We start from the raw sequence: 17,142 nt of genomic DNA, 5'->3' as shown, positions 1-17,142 counted from the left end.
AACGAGGGGATGGCGAGCGCCGGGTCAGGCGGCACGCCGGGGATCGAATTCTGCGGGTCGTGCGTGTTCGGCAGGTCGCGGTGTGCTCGGAGCCTCGGCGTTGGTCCGTGCGAGCCTGCGGATCTCCTTGGCACGTCCGGGAATTGCGGGTGGGAGCTTCTCGGTGACGCCGGTGAACGGAGGCGCTTCTTCGCTGTTGAGCACCAGTCGTGCAGCGATGTGGTAGCGGCCCAGGTTGGCGAGGTCGTGTTCGGAGAGCTGGGGCTCGGTGTGCCGGGCGAGGGCGCGTGCGTCTTCGGGCGAGGCGGAGAAGATGATCTTTGAGCGGGCGTTGGCGCTGATGCCTTCTTCCAGCTCGCGGGGGAGCTGGCGGAGGTATTGGTGTGCCAGGGTCATCGACATCCGGTAGCCGCGGGCTTCGGCGAGCATGTCTTCCAAGGGGTAGGCGAGGGACAGGAAGTTGTGGCATTCGTCGATGTAGAGCGAGCTGTCGAGCCTTTCCCGCTGGGGGATTCGCACGCGGCGGGTGGCGGCTTGCCAGGTTCGGGCGACTACGATCGAACCGACCAGCCGGGCGGTGTCGATCCCGAGCGAGTTCTTGCTCAGCCGGACGAGGCAGATGCCGCCGTTGAGGACCGCGTCCATGTCGACGGTGGATTCGCCGCCTGCGAGGGAGGCGCGGATGAACGGGCGCAGCAGCAGGCCGCGGAGTTTGTTCATCAACGGGGCGACGACCTGGGCTTTGCTGGCATCGGATAAGTCGTCGTACCAGGCCCAGAATCCGCGCAGGACGTCGTCGGAGACCTGCGCGAGGGCGCGTTCCCGGAAGCTCGGCACCGTCAGGAGTTTCGGCAGGTGCGTCAGGGTCGGGGTGCCGGGGAGCTCGCGAAGGGTCAGCAATCCGGATCGGAGGATGTCTTCGGTGCGCGGGCCCCAACTTGAGGCGTACACGTGGGAGAAGATCGACACCAGGTCATCGACGGTGCGTGCGGTGTCGGCACCTTCGAGGGGGTTGAGCACCGGCGGCCGGGATCGGCTATCGGCGTCGAAGAGCACGACCTTGTCTCCAAGCCGCGAGGGAAGCCGCATCAGGACGTCGGTGATCAGGTCGCCTTTCGGGTCGATGACCACCAGGCCGCGGCCGGCGTCGGCATCGTCGAGAATCATCCGCGCCATCAGTTCGCTCTTGCCGCTGCCGGTGGCCCCGAGGATGTGCAGGTGGTGCCGGGCGTCGGCGACGCGCAGTCCGACCGGCCGGGAATGTCCGGAGTCGCTGACCCCGATCGGTTTCACTCCCACGCCACCGGCGGCGATGCCCGGTGGTGGGGGGACCGCCTTTGCTCCGGCTCGCTGCAGGCCGGGTATGGCGTCGTCGGTCGGGAGGTGCGCGAGCGCGGCCAGCTCGGTGATGGAGAGCAGGTCGCCGTCGGTGAGGCGGCGTTCGGTGACGGCCCGGACTGGGTGGGGGAGTCGGACGCGGCGGTAGTAATTGTGTTCGCTGTAGGCCGCGAACGCGCTGGCGATGGCGTGGCCGCGTCCGGCCAGGTGCTCGCGTACCGGTGAACGCTTCGCGTCGGTCAGGTCCTTGTCGACGAGGGTGGCGACGGCGTAGCGGACGCGGGTTTCGAACTGGGGGCCGCGCTGCTTGGCCACGATGACCCGATCTTGGGACGAGGTCTCCAGGACGGTCTGGCGATCGGTGACCGACTTCGTCGCGCTGGTTCGGGGTCGGCGTCCCCTCGTGTGCGGGGTGATCAGGTCGAGGAAACGCCCAGCCAGTTTCGCGGAGCTGCCGGAGCGGACGTGGCGGGCGGCTCGGCGGGCCTTGCGGACACGCGTCCCAGTGACCGGTCGCGCGAGGATCTGGACGACGGCGCGTTCGCGGGAGCCGAGCCCTGCCGGTGCGCCGAGCAGGGCGCGGACCGGGTCGGCGGGGAAGTCGGAGCGGATCGGCAGCGCTTCGCTGCGAGCCAGGCGCATTTCCCCACCGACGGCCTCGACGGCTTTTCCCGCAGGTATGGATTCCGGGATCGGTGGTTTGGCCGGGGTGGTCCGGGTGTGGGCACCGGGCCATGCCGCCTCGATCGCGCGTTCGGCCATGCCGGGCGGGACGATCCCCGGCAGCCACACGCGCACGGCGACACCGGCATGGGAGAACACGTACTCCCACACGATGTGCGGCTGGCCGTGGATCCGGCGTTTCCAGCCGGGGCGCAAGAGTCCGACCAGGTTGGAGAACAGCGCCTCGGCGCCGCCCGGGTCCACGGTGGGCGGGGCCAGCACCGTGACCAGCCTGGCTCCGGCCGCCATCCGGTCATGGCGCCGTCGCATCCACCACCGACGTCCGAGGACAGCACCGGTCCAGGCCAGCGCTAGCACAGGACCGGCGACCGGCCCCCACGACACGGCGACGTCTCGCACCTTGGCGAGCACTGCGTGCACCGCGCCTCCGGGATCACGGAGGTAGTCCTGCAACGGCGAGGTAAACGCCTCCGCGTAAGCAGCCACGGTTGAGGCAGAAGACATCAGAACTCCTTTCTGCACGGGGAAATCAGGGAGGTCTCAGGCTGCGTCGCGATCGGCGTTCGTCGGGCGCGGACGGCTCTGCGGCGACGGCGCTGCCGGGCCGGTGCCGGGTACGAGCCGGAGGTGTCGGCGTCGTTTGTGGGCACGGTTCACGTCGATTTCGGCCTGCCATTCCGATAACCGTCGCCCGTCCATCCGCTTGAGAAAGTGCGGGATGTTGTTCGCAGGAACTCCGACGAGTCGCGGGCCGAGTACGGCCAGCAGGTCGGATGCTTCCTGCGAGGACCACCCGGCCGCGGTGATGGCGTCGGTGTCGGGGAACACGTCGGCGACCCGGTCGCGGCTGGGGTCGATGTGGGCGTCTTCCTTGCCGCCGTAGCTGTAGACCCACAGGAAATTGCCGGGCGGATCCGGCTCGATCAATCGCTTGAACCGAAGGACTTCCTTGGTATAGGCGTAAAAAGTTACGTCCGGGCAGGCGCGCATGACACGGCACCACGCCAGGGTGTAGGAGTCGTCGAAGAAGTCTCCGGCGTCGTGGACGCGGATGAATTTCCCGGTGAATCGTGGGGCTGAGAGTTCGAGGATCATGGCCGATTCCCAGCCGGGAAGGTCGTCGAGAACGAAGGCGAGATTGGCTTGGTGGCGGGCTTTCACGGCAGGAAAGCGATAGGTTCCGTTGCGGGCGTAGCAGATCTGCGCGCATGCCGAGGCCGCGGGACACGTCACCTGTGTGCGTCCGTCGGGCAGCCGGGCCGCGAGCGCGGGCAGTGTCCAGTTCCAGACGCCGATGGCGCGCATCGCCCGGTTCTGCGTCAGCAACCGCGCGGGCCGAGGCGAGCTAGCGGGTTTCGCACTGGGTGAAGATATACGGCACCTCACATAAGGCAAGCGGGAGCAAGAAAAGGGGGCGGCTAAGGCGGGCTTGGCCGTCAGGCGGCGGGGTCGAGGTCGATGTGGCGGTCGGCGTCTTCGTCGAACGCCGGCTCGGTGTCGATGCCGTCGAGGTCGACGAACGCACTGTCGTCGGTCTCGCCGCCGGGCTCGGCGTACACGGCGAGCTCGGCCGGATCAGTGGTGATGAGCGCGTTCTCCTGGGGCGAGGCCAGGGCTTGAAACGCGACTCGCTGTGTCCCAGTGCTGAGCAGGCCTTGCCCCTTGTCCGCGGAGACGAGGAACTGTTTCTCCCCGTCGGACAAGTTGAACGTCGCCACGATCTCGTCGATCGCTTGCGTCGCCTGGCGGAGCAGAACCTGAGTGGCGGCGTTGGCGATGATCGCCTTGCCCAGCTCGGTGCCGAGGACGTCACCGACATCCTGTGTCGCGATGGTCAGCCCTGCCCAGTGTTTCCGGGCAGCTTTGGCCATGCGGTGCAGGAAACGCGCCCCCGCCGGGTCCTGCATGAGCAGCCACGCTTCCTCGACGGTGATCAGCCGCGGTCGCCGGATGGCAGGGTTGGAGACCCGCCGCCAGATCGTGTCCAAGGTGAGCAGGGTCCCGATCGCGCGCAGTTCGTCGGGCAGGTCGCGGAGGCTGAAGACGGTCAGGTGGCCTTCGGGCCTGGTGGTGGTGTGTCCGGCGAACATCGCAGAGGATGCGCCGTCGACGAACGGATGGAGCCGGGACGCGAGATCGGCCGCGACCGGATCACCGGTGCCGGTCAGGGTCGCGGAGAGGTCGGCCAGCAGTGGTGCCTGTCGGCCCCAGGTCCGGGGATCGCTGGTGATCCCAGCCTGCTGGTAGGTGGCCAGGATCGCCCGGTCGAGCACGGCCCGCTGGTGCGCGGACAGTTCCATGCCGAGCAGGACGCCGATCACGGTGTGCAGGAACAGAACCCGGCGTGTCAGCGCGTCCTTCGGTGCGGTGCGGCGTCCGTCGGGCCGGGTCGCGATCGGCAGGTCGAAGGGGTTGATGCGCACCGCGGGATCGCCGAGACGGATGTAGGTGCCGCCGATGGCCTCGCACAACCGGCGGTACTCGTCTTCCGGGTCGATGATCGCGACTTCGATACCCCGGTAGAGCGAGCGGAGCGCTTCGAGTTTGACCAGGTAGCTCTTCCCGGCGCCGGACCGGCCGAGGACGACGCTGTTGTAGTTGTCCGCGGCGAACCTGTTCCAGTGCACCAGCCCCTGGCTGCCGATGTTGAACCCGTACAGCACACCGTCCGGTGCGGCAACGCTGGTCGGGTCGGCGGGCGGAAGGTCCGGTGAGGTGAACGGGAACGAGGCGGCCAGCGCGCTGGTGTCGAAGGTACGGCGCATGCCGATGAGGTCCAGTGCGAGCGGCAGGGTCGATACCCAGCCTTGCAGTGACCGGTAGGTGGTGGGCTGGGCGTTCATCAGCAGAGATGCTGCGAGCGACCGGACGGCGGCGACGTGCTCGGCGAGGTCCGCTTCGCTGGTGGCGTGCACGGTCAGGTACACGCCGAATCGGTAGAGCTTTCCCTCGCCGCGGGCAACGCGGGCGGACAGGTCGTAGGCGTCTTCGGTGGCGGCCTCGACCACCGGGTCCAGCAGCCGCCCCTTCTCGTTGCTGTGCCGTCGCCCGGATTCCAGTTTGGACAGCTGGCGCTTGAGTCGGTTGGCGGCGGTGACCGGGTCGATCGGCTCGATATGCAGCGAGACATCGACACGGCCGGGATAGGACAGCAGCGGCTGAAGCCATCCCGCGTGCACTTCACGCGGGTAGCCGGTGATCGCGAACGACGAGACCCACTCGCCGCCGACCTCCAGATGCCGCGGCGCGACCGAGAGCGAGTCCGGAGTGAACGCGCTCGCCCTACCCGCCGGTGTAGCTGCGGTGCGCCGGGCGCGTCGTCGAATCATGCTGGGTTTCCTGCTCATAGCTCCTCGCCCTCCCACTCGTCGAGCGCTGTCGCTTGCGGTGCCGCGCGGTGCACGGGCGCCCCGCGTGCGCTCTTGGGCCGGATCGGTGGTTCGTCATCGGGGTCGGCGGCGGTGGTGATCACCTCGTCGGCGCCGGCGAGCCCTGCCGATGGCGGGATGAGGGTGTCGGGATTGCAGGCGGTGGCGAGGATGGCGGTGGCTTGCCCGGCGTCCAGCGGGGTGATCGTGATCCCGGCGGGGGAGAGCAGTTCGATGGCTTCGCCAAGGCGGCGCACGAGCCGGGTTTCCGCGGACCGCAGCGCGCTCTCGGAGACCGTGTCGCTGCGGTTGGCGTGGCGGCGTGCGCGCAGGACAGCCAGCGGTGACGCGCCGCCGAGCCCGTCGGTCGGACCGGCCGCGCGCACCGGTTCACGCAGGACGATCAGCACTTGACGGCGCAGCAGATCGGTCGAGCGGCAGAGTTGGTCGAGGTAGGTCGCGTGCTCTCGCGCGGCCGCTTCGAGCCTCGGATGCGGCAGACCGGGAGCGGCCTCGCGCAGATGGCTGATCTGGCTGCTCAGGTCGAGCCGCTCGGCGCGGACGAGGATCTGCACCGGCGCGGAGATCGAGTGCAGGTACCGGCCGAACGACGCGACGAGTGCTTCCTGTTCGCCGGGGGTGCGGAGCGCGAAGTTCACGGTGCTGGCGACCGCGACCATGGCCACGCCGTCGGACCCGAGGTCGATAACACCGGCCTCGGTGACCCCTTCGCGGGCAGTCGCAACGCGGCCGGAGACACTTGCGCACCGTCCGCCGCGCCGGAGGCATCGCTCGCCGCGACGTGGCTGGTCAGCCATTCAGGCGCGGGACGGACCCCTTCAGGCGCGGCTACCCGATGGCGGGGCTGCATGCGTTGCCGGATGGCCGCGAACAGGAGCCGGTCGAGGTTCATGCCGTCGCGCTGACCCAGGGCCAGCACTGCGGCCGCGACTCCGGCCGGGACGGCGATGATCAGGTACACGAGTAGCGGCACCGCGCTGCGGGCCAGGGACCATCCGCCGTAGAGGACGATCCCGGTCACCGCGAGGATCGCCAGCTGCCTGGCGGTGAGGTTGGCGAGGACGCGGTCCTCGCGGTCGACGTCGGACGGTATGCGTACGGGCTGGGTCATGACTTCGTACCTCCACGGGACGAGGGCTTCGGAGCAGGCGGTGGCGGAGTCGGTGCACGGAACGCGACCGGGGGAGCGGCCGGAGTGCGCGGCCGGGCGTCCGCGGGCCGTGGTTCGGGATGCGGGGTCCGGAACACCGGTGCCGACGGCGTCGCGGTCGCGGGCGTGACCGGGCGCGAGAGGTGGCGCGGTTCCGGCACTGCGGGTTGGAACCGCAAGTGCGGCGGGACCGCCGCGACACCGACCGGCCGCGCGGGCGCCTGCCCGTTCCCTGGGCGGTGTGACGGATTCGCCGTCTGGAATCGCGGGTTCGCCACGTGCCGCCGACCACTGCGGGACGGCGGGAGGGGAACGGCGGGCCGGGGCGCCGAACTGAACTCCGGCTTCGGCGGAGGTCCTGACGGAGCGGGGTGGGCGGCGGGGTCGTGCGTCGTGGTTTGCGGTCCCGGTTGCAGGAACTTCGGTTCTTGCGAGGGGATGTGCGGCTGCTGGGCGGCGCGCAGCCGCTCGGCGTCGTAGTGCTGTTGCATGCGCTTGTTCACCGCTTCGGGAGTCGGGGCCAGCCGCGGTTGCGGCGGCCAGGGCGGGTCGGCGACACGGGCACGCCCAGGCCCGCCGCGGCTGGACGATGTTGTGGCGATGCCGGCTGCGCGGGACCCGCCGAACCCGCCGGAGTGACCGGTGATGGCGCCGAAGGTTTTCGCGGCGATCACGGCTTTGACCAAGCCGCCGAGGAACGAGCGTCCGCCTCCGCCGAGCTTTGTGGCGGAGAGGAACCAGGACGGGATCTTGATCAGGATGTAGAGCAGTCCGAGGACGGCGAAGAGCATCATCAGACCGCCGCCGACGGAGCTGAACAGCTTCGTGCTGCCGTTGAGGAAGGTGTTGACCGCGACGATCAGCGTGAGCGATTGGACGACCTGGATACCGAGCGTGGCGGCGAGCGCCCGCCAGCCCCAGCGGGCGATGCCGTCGGTGTGGGGGAGGGCGTGGCAGGCGACCCATATCGGGGCGGACACGGTCAGCAGCAGTGTGATGATCACCCGCACCACGTAGACCAGCAGCAGCGCGATGACGGCGATGACCAGGAGGACTTGCAGCAGGATGACGAACAGCCCGCCGGAGGCCATTGCGGAGTAGGTGCCGTTGATCGACTGGGTGAGGTTGTCGCCGAGCTTGGGCGGATCGGCGCCGCCGGACAGGACCGCGGTCGATAGCGCGTTCGCGAGCCGGATCGCCTTGTCGATGACGAACAGCGACAGCATCGAGGCGATGAAGGAGATGCCGAGACGGGGCGCGATCTCCTTGATCGAGTAGCGGCTCTGGACCGACTCGTGCGACATCACGATGATCCCGCCGATCATGATCAGCCCGCTGTAGCAGGCCAGCACGATCAGCCAGGAGTTGTTCCACAGGTTCGTCACGCCGGGCAGCGAATCCAGCGTCGGCGTGCTGAACGCGGTGTCGCCCAGCAGTTTCAGCAGAGGGTCGAGCGCGGACTTGACCAGCTCGCGGAACACCGCGTTGATGGCCTTGTTGATGCAGCCTTCGATGTTGGTGATCCCGCAGTCCGGGTCGTCACCGTCGGCGCCCGGCTCGGTCGGCCCCGGAGGCGTGGACGGCGCGGGGGAGCTGGGTTGCGGGATGCACCCTTCACCGACACAGGGGCTGCCAGAGCTGGTGTTCGGAGCCGTGCTCGGTCCGCCGGGTGCGCAGCCGATCTGGCCGGGGAAACAGGTCTCCGGTGCCGGCAGTTCGGTGATCGGTGGCAGCGGAGTCGCAGGGACCGACGGCCGTGGCGACCCGGTCGGGAAATGACATGTCGGGTCCGGCGAACCCGGCGCACACGTGTCGCCCGGTGCGACGGTCGGGAGAGGGAGGGGAAGCTCGGGTTGCTGCTGCGCCACCGCGGCCTGCGACCCGCCAGGAGGCGACGAAGGCTCCGGCGAGGCCCACGCGCCGACCGCGAGAAGACAGCCGAGCACCACGACCACGCCGAGCGGAAGCAGCCGCAGCAGGCGACGTCGCGGACGGCCGGTCCCGTCCGAGCCGGACGGGCTGAGCAGGATGCGTCCGCAGACCGTCACGCGCGTGTCGGCCTTGCTGCGGTCGGGTGCGAGCGCGGGGGCGCGCCGGGACTTGGTCATGACCTCAGGCCCCGACAATCCCGCGCAGGATCTCCACGGCGAGCGGTGCCAGCGCCGCAAGGCCGTAGCCCCACGCAGCGTTCCGGAAGGCCGATTTCGCCTTCTCCGTTTCGCCCGGGTCGCCACCGGCCAGCAGGTACCGGACACCGCCGACGGTCAGGAACACCGTCGCCAGTCCCGCCAAGATCCCGACCAGCCAGTTACGGATGTTGGTGAAGACCTGATCGACGGTGGTCGCGAGCGCGACAACATGTGTTGAGGCCTGCGCCGAATCCACCGCGTGTGTGGTGAGAAGGAGCGCGATGACGATTGTCGCGCGCCCCAGCCGGGAGAACGTGGTGCGCGCCGACCGGGCACGAATGCTCGGATGATTGGCCTTCGAGCAGCCGCGCTCTGCACTCGGCAGGGCAGAGCGCGGGTTTTCGGTAGCGCGTGCCGCGTTTGGCGGTGGCGAGACGGTGGGCTGGGTCGAGGGATGGGATGTCAGGCGCATCGGCGCACCTCCGAAGTCGGCTCGTTCTCGGCGGTCCGCGGAGAGTTGGTCGGGCTCTCCCCGCACCCCAAGAGGCCGGATTTCGGGTCGTTTTTCGACACCGAGCGTGACGCTTTCTTCCGGTTGGCCGGTCGCCCGTTGCGGAGACGGCCGCTCACAGCACGTGACTTTCCGGTGTCGTCGTCGGCGGTGGCGGCCGGAGCGGAGGAGCTGAGCGCGCTCAGGGCGGCGTCGGCGACCGGGTCTTCGTCGTCGGTGCCGTCGGTCTGCTGCCGCAGCCAAGTCACCAGTCGGTCTTCGGCTCGATCGCGCGCCTTGAACGCCGTCTTGAGAGCCACGCCGTGGCGCTGAGCCCACGCCGTCATCGATGTCTCGCCGAGGCGCGTGGCGGAGATCAGCTCCGCTTCGGCAGGGGTCAGGATCTGTTCGCCGACTGCCGTCGCGAGCACCAGGTCGGGGTGTCCGTACGGCGGCTTGGGAACGGTCGAACGAAAGCTCATCCCCGCGGGGCGAGGTGCGTCGAGGGACTCCTCCAGTGCCGCCTGGCCGGCGCGACGGGCCGCGAAATGGAGCCGGAGGAAGATGCCGGGATCGGTCAGGTCCACGGTCGCCAACGCCTCGATGAACCCGGCAAGAACTGCCGCGTGTGCGTCGGCGCGGTCGCCGCGATATCGCGCCGCCAGCCACCCTGCGCTCGAGGCCAGCGAGGGCAGTGCCATGCCGACGCAGGCCACCGTCCACGCGCCACCCTGAGCGCGAGAGCTCAAGACAAGATGTGCCCAGACGGCGTCGCGAGTACGCGATGGGCAGTGCTTGCTCAGCAACCGGTCCCGGAGCTCGTCCAGAGGCACCGGCCGCCGTGGCAACCCGGCGAACTTGGAGCCGTGCACGGCCATCGGCTCCGGGCCGGTGACCAGCCAGCTGAACGCATCGCGGGCGGTATCAAGAGGAAACCAGTCGTGCTCGTCCCGTTCATCCCGGGGCGAAGCGGAGAAGGTGTCATCGGCCATCATGATCAGCTCCCGTTCTCGTGGTTCGGAAATCCGTGAGAACAGAACGCCAGAGCTGCGACAAGAAAAGGACAAGAAAAGAACAAGGCGAATCTGATATTGGAACTAAAGAACGACTAAAGGTCGATGTTGAACGATTCGACGGTCAGTCTCGGCGCATGGTTTCGGGGGTCGAAATACCTGCCTACACCTGGGGTTTTAAGTGGTTCTTAGTCGGATCTCGCGTGTTGTGGACATCGGGTGCCCAGTGCTGGCGACGTGGTAGTTCGCGATTATGGGGCGCGATCAGGGGGTGGCGCTGCGAGTGGCCCGTCTAGGCGCAGATTTGCCAACTGTTCGCTAGCGCGTCTCGCGCACGGGGGCGTAATCCTTCGTTTCTGCGATGCCGTTTCATCGGCTCTCCCGATCTGCAGAAAATTCGGAGTGCGGTGTCGAAAAACGGGTCCAAAAACGGCCTCTTGGAGTGACTCGGCTGACCAAGCCGATGAGCATCCGCGAGGAAGGGCTTATCGATGACCTCGACATCGCACCGTGATCACGAAGGGCGCCCCCGGCGCACGCCAGGGCATCGCTCGACCGGCCACAAGCACGACAACCAGGGCGGGCGCCGCGCGGCGCTCCGGGGCGCCGGGCGCAGCCGCATCCGCGGCGCCCGGCCGACGACATTCTGGGCTTTCGCGGACGTCGAGCAACTGCCCGGCACCGCACTGCTCGCCGGCTGGCTGGGACGCACCGTCGTCACCCTCGTCACGACCTACACGCGCCCGGGTGACCGCGTCCTTCTGCTGACACCACCCGCGCCGAACCAGGTTGCTCCGTGCGCCTCCGGTCGGGTCCACGACTCCGCCCACTACGGCGGACTCGCTGAAGCGGTGTGGACCGTCACCCGGCTCGGCCGCCGCGTCGACACCGCGGCCGCCGCGCCAGCCCCGGACTGCCGGGACGATCGCACCGACTCGCAGCCGAACTCCCGAGACGAGTCGGTGATGCGACCCCGCCCGAGTCGGCTCGGCCTGAGGTCGGTCGCCGAACCGTCCCCCGACTCCACGCGTCGTCCACAGCACGACCCGGACCGCTCCCGCGGCACGTTCGATCTGATCATCACCGCGGTCAACCCGGGCGCCACCGACTGGATCCGACACACCGACTGGGACACCCAGATCACTCCGGATGGCCTCGTCGCCATCATCACCCACAGTGCACGCCGCGCCGGGCGTCCCGTCGAACCGACCGCCGAACTGGTCGCAACGCTCAGTAACTTCCAGTTGCGTTGTCTCGACCACATCGCCGTGCAGTCCACCCCTGTCCCCGAGTTCTCGGACGCCCCGCGGGACAGCAGGACGAGCCCGGGCCGTGTCACGAAGCCGCCCGCGGGCATCGCCAGGCCGGTGCCCTTCCGGCAGGTCCATCACGACCTCGTCCTGTTCGCGCGGCCATCTGCGCCAAAGGCAGAGGCTGACGTCGCCGGGGAAGGAGAGACCTCGGATGTCTGAACACACGAGTCGGCCCCAGCTCGCAGAAGAACTCGACCCGCAAGACCCTCAGGTTCTGGCGTCGGTGTGGCAGACAGGGACAACCTCTGTCAGAACCCAGCTCGAGGACGGCGGTTACCACGAGGCAACGAGCACCGATTCCGCGCTCATGGCTCCGGCGATCGCCCGGTACGCGATCTCGGCGTTCACGAGGCCCGGCGATGTGGTCCTCGATCCGGACTGCGGCGCAGGCACCACGGTCGTCGAAGCACTGCGCCGCGGAAGGCACGCGATCGGGCTGACCGGTCAGCGCCGGTGGTGGCGGCTCGCCCGGGCGAACGTAACCGCCACCAAGGCGCGCGGCGTGTTCGTCGACGGCATGGTCCTGGTCCTCGACCGGCGCCCCGGCACGGCCGTCGCCGCTGCGACAGCGGGCCTGACCGGACGCGTCGATCTCCTGCTGACCACGCTGCGTCCCACCGGCCAGAACACCGGCGTGGAAGGCGACGTGGACTGGTTGGGTGCCGTGCTGGCGCAGTACCGGCCGCTGCTTCGTCCCGGCGGCCACGTCGTCGTCACCTGCTCCCCGCACCGCCACCCCGCCCGGCACGAGCTGCTCGACGTTCCCGGGCGGATCGCGGCGATCGGCAGCGCGGCTGGGCTGGTCCCGGTGGCCCGATGCGTCGCCCTGACCGCGGCGGTGCAACGAGGCAGGACCTATACCCGTACGACGTTCGCTCAGCGCCGTGCCGTTCAGGGCGCGGAGGACGCTTTCGGGTACCCGATCGCGCTCCCTGCACACCACACGGTGCTGGTCTTCCAAGCCGGTCCTGACGCCATCGGCCAGGCCGTGGTCGAGCCGACCTGGCCGTCTCCTATGCGGCACCGGCGACGACGCCGAAGCTGGCGACGCCCGGCGACGACTCCCGGGATCGACACTCTCACCGACGAGGATCGGGAGGCGGCGTGAACACGCAACCGAGGAGCGCCGTCCACTACCGCGACGAGTCGGTCACGCTGCTGACCGGCAATGCCGTATCGACCCTGACTGGGGTACCGGATCGGTCGGTGGATTGCGTTGTCACCAGCCCGCCCTACTGGGGGCTGCGCGACTACGGCACCGGGACCTGGATCGGAGGCGACACTGACTGTGCGCACCTGGCCGCGGCCGGGCGCGGCGGCAACGTCCGGCAGTCCATCCAGCGTCAATCCGTTTACCCTGCCTCGTCCGCGCATCGCGGTGGGGACGTGCCCGCACGTTGTCGCCGGTGCGGTGCGCAGCGGGAGGACGACCAGCACGGTCTGGAGCCGACACCGGGGACTACGTCGACCGCCTCCGCGAGGTCTTCGGCCAGCTGCGCAGAGTGCTGGCCGATACCGGCACGGTCTGGCTGAACCTGGGGGACTGCTACTCCACCGAGCCGCCTGGCCGCGCCGATGACGCGATGCGGGCCAGCACGTTGACCGGCCGGAGCACGGCGGCACAGCTGCGGGATTCCGTCCGCCGCGCGGGGGCAGGGCGCACCCACGCCCTTCCGCGGAAGAACCTGATGGGCATGCCGTGGAAGGTCGCGTTCGCGCTCCAGGCCGACGGGTGGATCTTGCGCAACGCGATCGTGTGGCACAAGCCCAACGCCATGCCCGAATCCGTGCGAGACCGGCTGTCCAACCGGTACGAGATGCTGTTCCTGCTGACCAAACAGCAAAAGTATTTCTTCGACCTCGACCCGATCCGCGAACCACTCGCCCGCCCCGAGGCGGTCGGGGAGGGCATCGTGATCGGCGGCGCGAACAAAGGCCGCCACGGCGGGATCGACGCGACCGCACGCCGCCGAGGCCACAGCATGTACGGCAAGTACCGGGACACCGAACCGTTCGCCGGAAAACCCCACGGCGAGGCGATGCGCCCGACCGGCGCCCAGCACACCGCGTCGCATGCACGGGGTAAGAACCCCGGGGACGTTTGGTCGATCACCACCCGGCCGTTGCGGGAGGCGCATTTCGCCGCGTTCCCGGTCGATATCCCGCTGCGCTGCATCGCCGCTGGATGCCCCGATGGCGGTGTGGTGCTCGACCCGTTCAGTGGCGCCGCCACCACCGGTCTCGCCGCGACGAAGCTCGGACGGAACTACATCGGTATCGACCTCAACCCCGACTTTCATGACATCGGCCTCCGGCGACTCGGCCTGGCAACCGGTGGTGGAGATGAGGTTGCGGCATGACGGACCCGCATACGCCCAGCCAAGGGCGACACAACCCTGCCGTCTCCGCTGACGGGGACCGGGATCGTGTACGGCTTTGTCTGGGGGACGCGCGAGAAGTCCTTGCCGCCATGCCCGCGACATCGGTGGATTGCGTGGTGACGTCCCCGCCCTACTGGGGCTTACGCGACTACCGGATCAACGGCCAGCACGGCGCGGAGCCCACGATCGAACAGTACGTCGACCGGCTTGCCGATGTCTTCGACGAAGTCCGGCGGGTGCTGACACCGACGGGGACGGCATGGCTGAACCTCGGCGACAGCTTCGGCGGCTCGTGGGGAAACTACGTCGCCCGCGGATCCATCGCCCGGACCGCATCAGCCCGCTCGGCGCAGGCATACGGAGTGCACCGGCCGCCCCAGTCGAGGTACCGCGCGAAAGACCTGATCGGGGTCCCGTGGCGTGTCGCGTTCGCCTTGCAGAACCGGGGCTGGGTGTTGCGGAATGCAGTGGTGTGGGCGAAAACCAACGGTCGTCCGGAGAGCGTCCGGGACCGGCTTTCCCAGCGCTACGAGTCGGTCTTCCTCTTAGCCCGCGACGGTGAGCACTGGTTCCGCGACGTCGATGCCGAAGGAGTTGAGTCAGACGTCTGGACGGTCGCGGCGGACCGTGGCCGCACGGGGCATCGCGCGGCGGGAACCGTGGAGATCGCCCACCGCTGTGTGCGGCTCGGGTGTCCGGACGGTGGCGTCGTGCTCGATCCCTTTTCCGGTAGCGGAACGACCGGTATTGCCGCGCTCGCGCAGGGCTGCTCATTCATCGGGATCGACCTGGATCCCGAGTGCCATGCTCTGGCCCGGCGCCGGCTCGACAGACTCGTGGAGGCGTCGTGAACCCGGATGCCGAGCGGTTCACGACGTTGACCTTGGCCGAGGTCGCGGCGCTGCCCGCCGTTGTCGATTTGATGACCGCCGCACGCGCGTTGGGGATCGGCCGGACCACGGCCTACGGCCTGGCCCGCAACGACGATTTCCCTTGCCCGCTGCTGCGTGTCGGTGGCGAGTACCGCGTACCCACCACCGGGCTTCTGCAGGCGTTGGGTGTTGATCCACCCATCAGGTGAATTCGCTGCGTCTCGGGCTTCCCCGAGGGGTGTGGTCAGCGCGAGCATCGTGCGAACCCGCTGATTCAACAGAAGAGAAAGGAGGACGACCGGTGGCACAGATACCGTTGGGGTCGGTCTTCAAGCGTTGTTCCTGCCGGGACACCAACAATCGCGAACTGGGCAGCAACTGTCCCAAGCTGACTCAGCACCGTCATGGCCAGTGGTGCTGGCGGATCGAGCTACCTGCCGACACTAAGGGCACGCGGCGTCCCCGCCGCCGAAGTGGCTTCGAGTCGTCGGCGAAGGCCCAAGAGGAACTGGACCATGTCCGGGATCTGCTCGCGATCGCCGAGGACGACGACGAGGACACGCGACGGAAGATCGGTGACGTGATCGCGACCGTGGTCGCGAAGAAGCAGAAGCTGCCGGAGGTGGACGACGTCCGGCGTCTGGTGCGGGCGGGCGCGAGCGTCTTGGAACACCCGTACATGGACGACGTGTTCACGGCATTTCTCGCGTTGAAGAAGAAAAATCGGAGCCGCAACACCTACCGGTCGTATGAGTCGCATGTCCGGCTCTACCTGCGACCGCACCTCGGTCATATCCGTAGGGACAAGCTCGGTGTGCCTCACTTGGAGAGCATGTTCGACGCGATCGTGGAGCACAACGACCTCATCGCCGAGTACCGGAGCAGTGGGGATCCGCAGAAGATCGCGGCGGTGAAGTGGCAGCGTCCGGTCGGGCCGACGTCGATCCGGCGAATCCGGGAGACGTTGCGTGCGGTGCTCAGCCCAGCGGTGAAGCAAGGGCTGCTGTCGGTGAACGTGGCATCGCTGGTCGAGTTGCCACCGGCGAACCGGCCAACACCGAAAGTGTGGACGGCGGAGCGCGTCCTGCGCTGGCAGCTCACGGGAGAGATCCCGTCACCGGTAATGGTGTGGACACCGGGACAGACTGGACAGTTCCTCGACGCCGCGGTGAATGACCCGCTGTATCCGCTTTTCCACCTGGTCGCTCATGTCGGGGTCCGGCGTGGTGAGGCCTGCGGCCAGCGCCGGGCGGACACGTATCTGGACGCGGCAACACTGGAAGTCGCGAACCAGATCGTGCAGTACGGGTGGGAGACCGGCCAGTCAGCGCCGAAGACCACGTCGTCGGAGGGCTTGGTCGCGCTCGATGCGAACACCGTCCTCGTCCTGCGTCGGCACATCGCGTGCCAGGACGCGGACAAGGCACGTCTCGGTAGCGCGTGGGTGGACAGCGGGCTGTTGTTCACCCAGCCGGACGGGAGTCCTCTGTATCCCGCCGATGTCACTGAGCGGTTCTACGAGATCGCCCGGCAAGCCGGGCTGCCGCCTATCCGCTTTCACGACCTCCGGCACGGTGCCGCCACGCTAGCCCTCGCCGCCGGTGCCGATATGAAGGTCGTCCAGGCCATGCTCCGGCACTCGTCGATCACCGTGACCATGGACACCTACACCACGGTCCTGCCCGAGATCGCACTCGCAGCGGCCGAAGCGACTGCCAAACTCATCGCTCAGAGCGCAAGCCGACGGCTTGAGCTTGAACGAGACAGCGAAGAGCGATAGCCAATTAGCGATCACTGAATATGAATATCTGACGCGCGTCTGCTGGATTGCGATATGACTACCTGTGCTCGGTGTCGTGCTCGCCCGGTAGAACTTGTGTTATCGGCAGAATACCCTAGCCGCTCTTCATCTGACGTGCATCTGCTTGTGGGCCACTGCGTTTGCCCGGCTCTTACGTGATGGAGTGAACGGATCTGGCATTACTCCAGCGCGCATTACGGTTCCTGCATGTGGGTTGGTAAGCTTGTCGGCAATATTTGCGAGGCTCGGGCTGCTGGGAGGGACGTCGATCTGGAAGTGGCCGTCCTTCGGGTGTTGTAGATCGTCCGCACCCCAACGGACGACTCCCTCGCAGTCGGCGATGATGTCCCGAATGATCGCCACTTCGGCGGTGTTGAATCCTCCTGCTAGCCCTAGCGGATAACGTTGTGGGTGGATGGCGATTGCGGTGCCAGACAAATAGTTGGATTCGGCAGGAGAAAATATTGATCGGTCAGCTGTGTGCCCGGCCACGTCGCCGCGGCCCAGGGCAAACACTTCATAGTGAAACCGGCGTATAACGTGAGATAGCACGGTGGCCACGTCACCTTGTAGGAGCGCAAC

Annotated in this window: 13 protein-coding genes and 1 pseudogene; 6 read left to right on the top strand and 8 right to left on the bottom strand. The window is 68.1% G+C overall.

Translation table 11 applies throughout. From position 1 onward, the window contains the following. Positions 1–24: 24 nt before the first annotated feature. The 7 genes and pseudogenes from ACZ54P_RS10570 to ACZ54P_RS10540 all read right to left on the bottom strand — a co-directional run bounded on the left by ACZ54P_RS10570 (position 25) and on the right by ACZ54P_RS10540 (position 10,175). Positions 25–2,526: a type IV secretory system conjugative DNA transfer family protein gene (locus tag ACZ54P_RS10570; RefSeq protein ID WP_465461252.1), complete on the bottom strand. Its 2,502-nt coding sequence runs from the start codon at positions 2,524–2,526 to the stop codon at positions 25–27. Positions 2,527–2,562: 36 nt separating this feature from the next. Further along, positions 2,563–3,396, bottom strand: a complete 834-nt coding sequence (locus ACZ54P_RS10565) for a GP88 family protein (protein WP_465461454.1) — start codon at positions 3,394–3,396, stop codon at positions 2,563–2,565. A gap of 62 nt (positions 3,397–3,458) precedes the next feature. Then, entirely contained in the window at positions 3,459–5,351 is a 1,893-nt protein-coding gene (locus ACZ54P_RS10560) for a VirB4 family type IV secretion system protein (RefSeq protein WP_465461251.1), read from the bottom strand. Between the two features lie 14 nt (positions 5,352–5,365). Next, positions 5,366–6,522: pseudogene (locus tag ACZ54P_RS10555) on the bottom strand (PrgI family protein). Continuing rightward, entirely contained in the window at positions 6,519–8,669 is a 2,151-nt protein-coding gene (locus ACZ54P_RS10550) for a TrbL/VirB6 family protein (protein WP_465461250.1), read from the bottom strand. Before ACZ54P_RS10550 ends, ACZ54P_RS10555 begins: the two are co-directional and overlap by 4 nt. Before the next feature lie 4 nt (positions 8,670–8,673). Beyond that, positions 8,674–8,979 carry a pilin gene (locus ACZ54P_RS10545; RefSeq protein ID WP_465461453.1) on the bottom strand — a complete coding sequence of 102 codons (306 nt, stop codon included), beginning with the start codon at positions 8,977–8,979 and terminating at the stop codon, positions 8,674–8,676. Positions 8,980–9,152: 173 nt separating this feature from the next. After that, positions 9,153–10,175, bottom strand: a complete 1,023-nt coding sequence (locus ACZ54P_RS10540) for a hypothetical protein (RefSeq protein ID WP_465461249.1) — start codon at positions 10,173–10,175, stop codon at positions 9,153–9,155. 509 nt (positions 10,176–10,684) lie between these two features. Between ACZ54P_RS10540 and ACZ54P_RS10535 the strand changes: the two genes are divergently transcribed. The 6 genes from ACZ54P_RS10535 to ACZ54P_RS10510 all read left to right on the top strand — a co-directional run bounded on the left by ACZ54P_RS10535 (position 10,685) and on the right by ACZ54P_RS10510 (position 16,539). Next, the gene (locus tag ACZ54P_RS10535; protein WP_465461248.1) at positions 10,685–11,665 is read left to right on the top strand and encodes a hypothetical protein; all 981 of its coding nucleotides are present in this window, start codon (positions 10,685–10,687) and stop codon (positions 11,663–11,665) included. Continuing rightward, positions 11,658–12,614, top strand: coding sequence for a DNA methyltransferase (locus ACZ54P_RS10530; RefSeq protein WP_465461247.1), 957 nt, complete (start codon positions 11,658–11,660; stop codon positions 12,612–12,614). The genes ACZ54P_RS10535 and ACZ54P_RS10530 overlap by 8 nt, the downstream gene beginning before the upstream one ends. 298 nt (positions 12,615–12,912) lie before the next feature. Beyond that, positions 12,913–13,866, top strand: coding sequence for a DNA-methyltransferase (locus tag ACZ54P_RS10525; protein WP_465461246.1), 954 nt, complete (start codon positions 12,913–12,915; stop codon positions 13,864–13,866). 137 nt (positions 13,867–14,003) lie between these two features. Beyond that, positions 14,004–14,738 (top strand): DNA-methyltransferase, encoded by a 735-nt coding sequence (locus ACZ54P_RS10520; RefSeq protein WP_465461245.1) that lies wholly within the window; start codon positions 14,004–14,006, stop codon positions 14,736–14,738. Beyond that, a complete protein-coding gene (locus tag ACZ54P_RS10515; RefSeq protein WP_465461244.1) occupies positions 14,735–14,968 on the top strand; it encodes a helix-turn-helix transcriptional regulator in 234 nt (77 codons plus the stop codon). Before ACZ54P_RS10520 ends, ACZ54P_RS10515 begins: the two co-directional genes overlap by 4 nt. A 92-nt stretch (positions 14,969–15,060) precedes the next feature. Further along, positions 15,061–16,539 (top strand): site-specific integrase, encoded by a 1,479-nt coding sequence (locus tag ACZ54P_RS10510; protein WP_465461243.1) that lies wholly within the window; start codon positions 15,061–15,063, stop codon positions 16,537–16,539. A gap of 126 nt (positions 16,540–16,665) precedes the next feature. Here ACZ54P_RS10510 and ACZ54P_RS10505 read toward each other — a convergent pair whose 3' ends face one another. Next, positions 16,666–17,121, bottom strand: a complete 456-nt coding sequence (locus ACZ54P_RS10505; RefSeq protein ID WP_465461242.1) for a hypothetical protein — start codon at positions 17,119–17,121, stop codon at positions 16,666–16,668. Positions 17,122–17,142 lie beyond the last annotated feature (21 nt).

The sequence above is a fragment of the Amycolatopsis sp. NPDC034160 genome (assembly GCF_055575355.1).
This window is presented reverse-complemented; position numbering and strand designations above follow the sequence as displayed.

Excerpts from the sequence above, each read along its gene's own strand:
- ACZ54P_RS10570 (WP_465461252.1), bottom strand. The coding sequence starts at position 2,526 with ATGTCTTCTGCCTCAACCGTGGCTGCTTACGCGGAGGCGTTTACCTCG.
- ACZ54P_RS10560 (WP_465461251.1), bottom strand. The coding sequence starts at position 5,351 with ATGATTCGACGACGCGCCCGGCGCACCGCAGCTACACCGGCGGGTAGG.
- ACZ54P_RS10550 (WP_465461250.1), bottom strand. The coding sequence starts at position 8,669 with ATGACCAAGTCCCGGCGCGCCCCCGCGCTCGCACCCGACCGCAGCAAG.
- ACZ54P_RS10540 (WP_465461249.1), bottom strand. The coding sequence starts at position 10,175 with ATGATGGCCGATGACACCTTCTCCGCTTCGCCCCGGGATGAACGGGAC.
- ACZ54P_RS10535 (WP_465461248.1), top strand. The coding sequence starts at position 10,685 with ATGACCTCGACATCGCACCGTGATCACGAAGGGCGCCCCCGGCGCACG.
- ACZ54P_RS10530 (WP_465461247.1), top strand. The coding sequence starts at position 11,658 with ATGTCTGAACACACGAGTCGGCCCCAGCTCGCAGAAGAACTCGACCCG.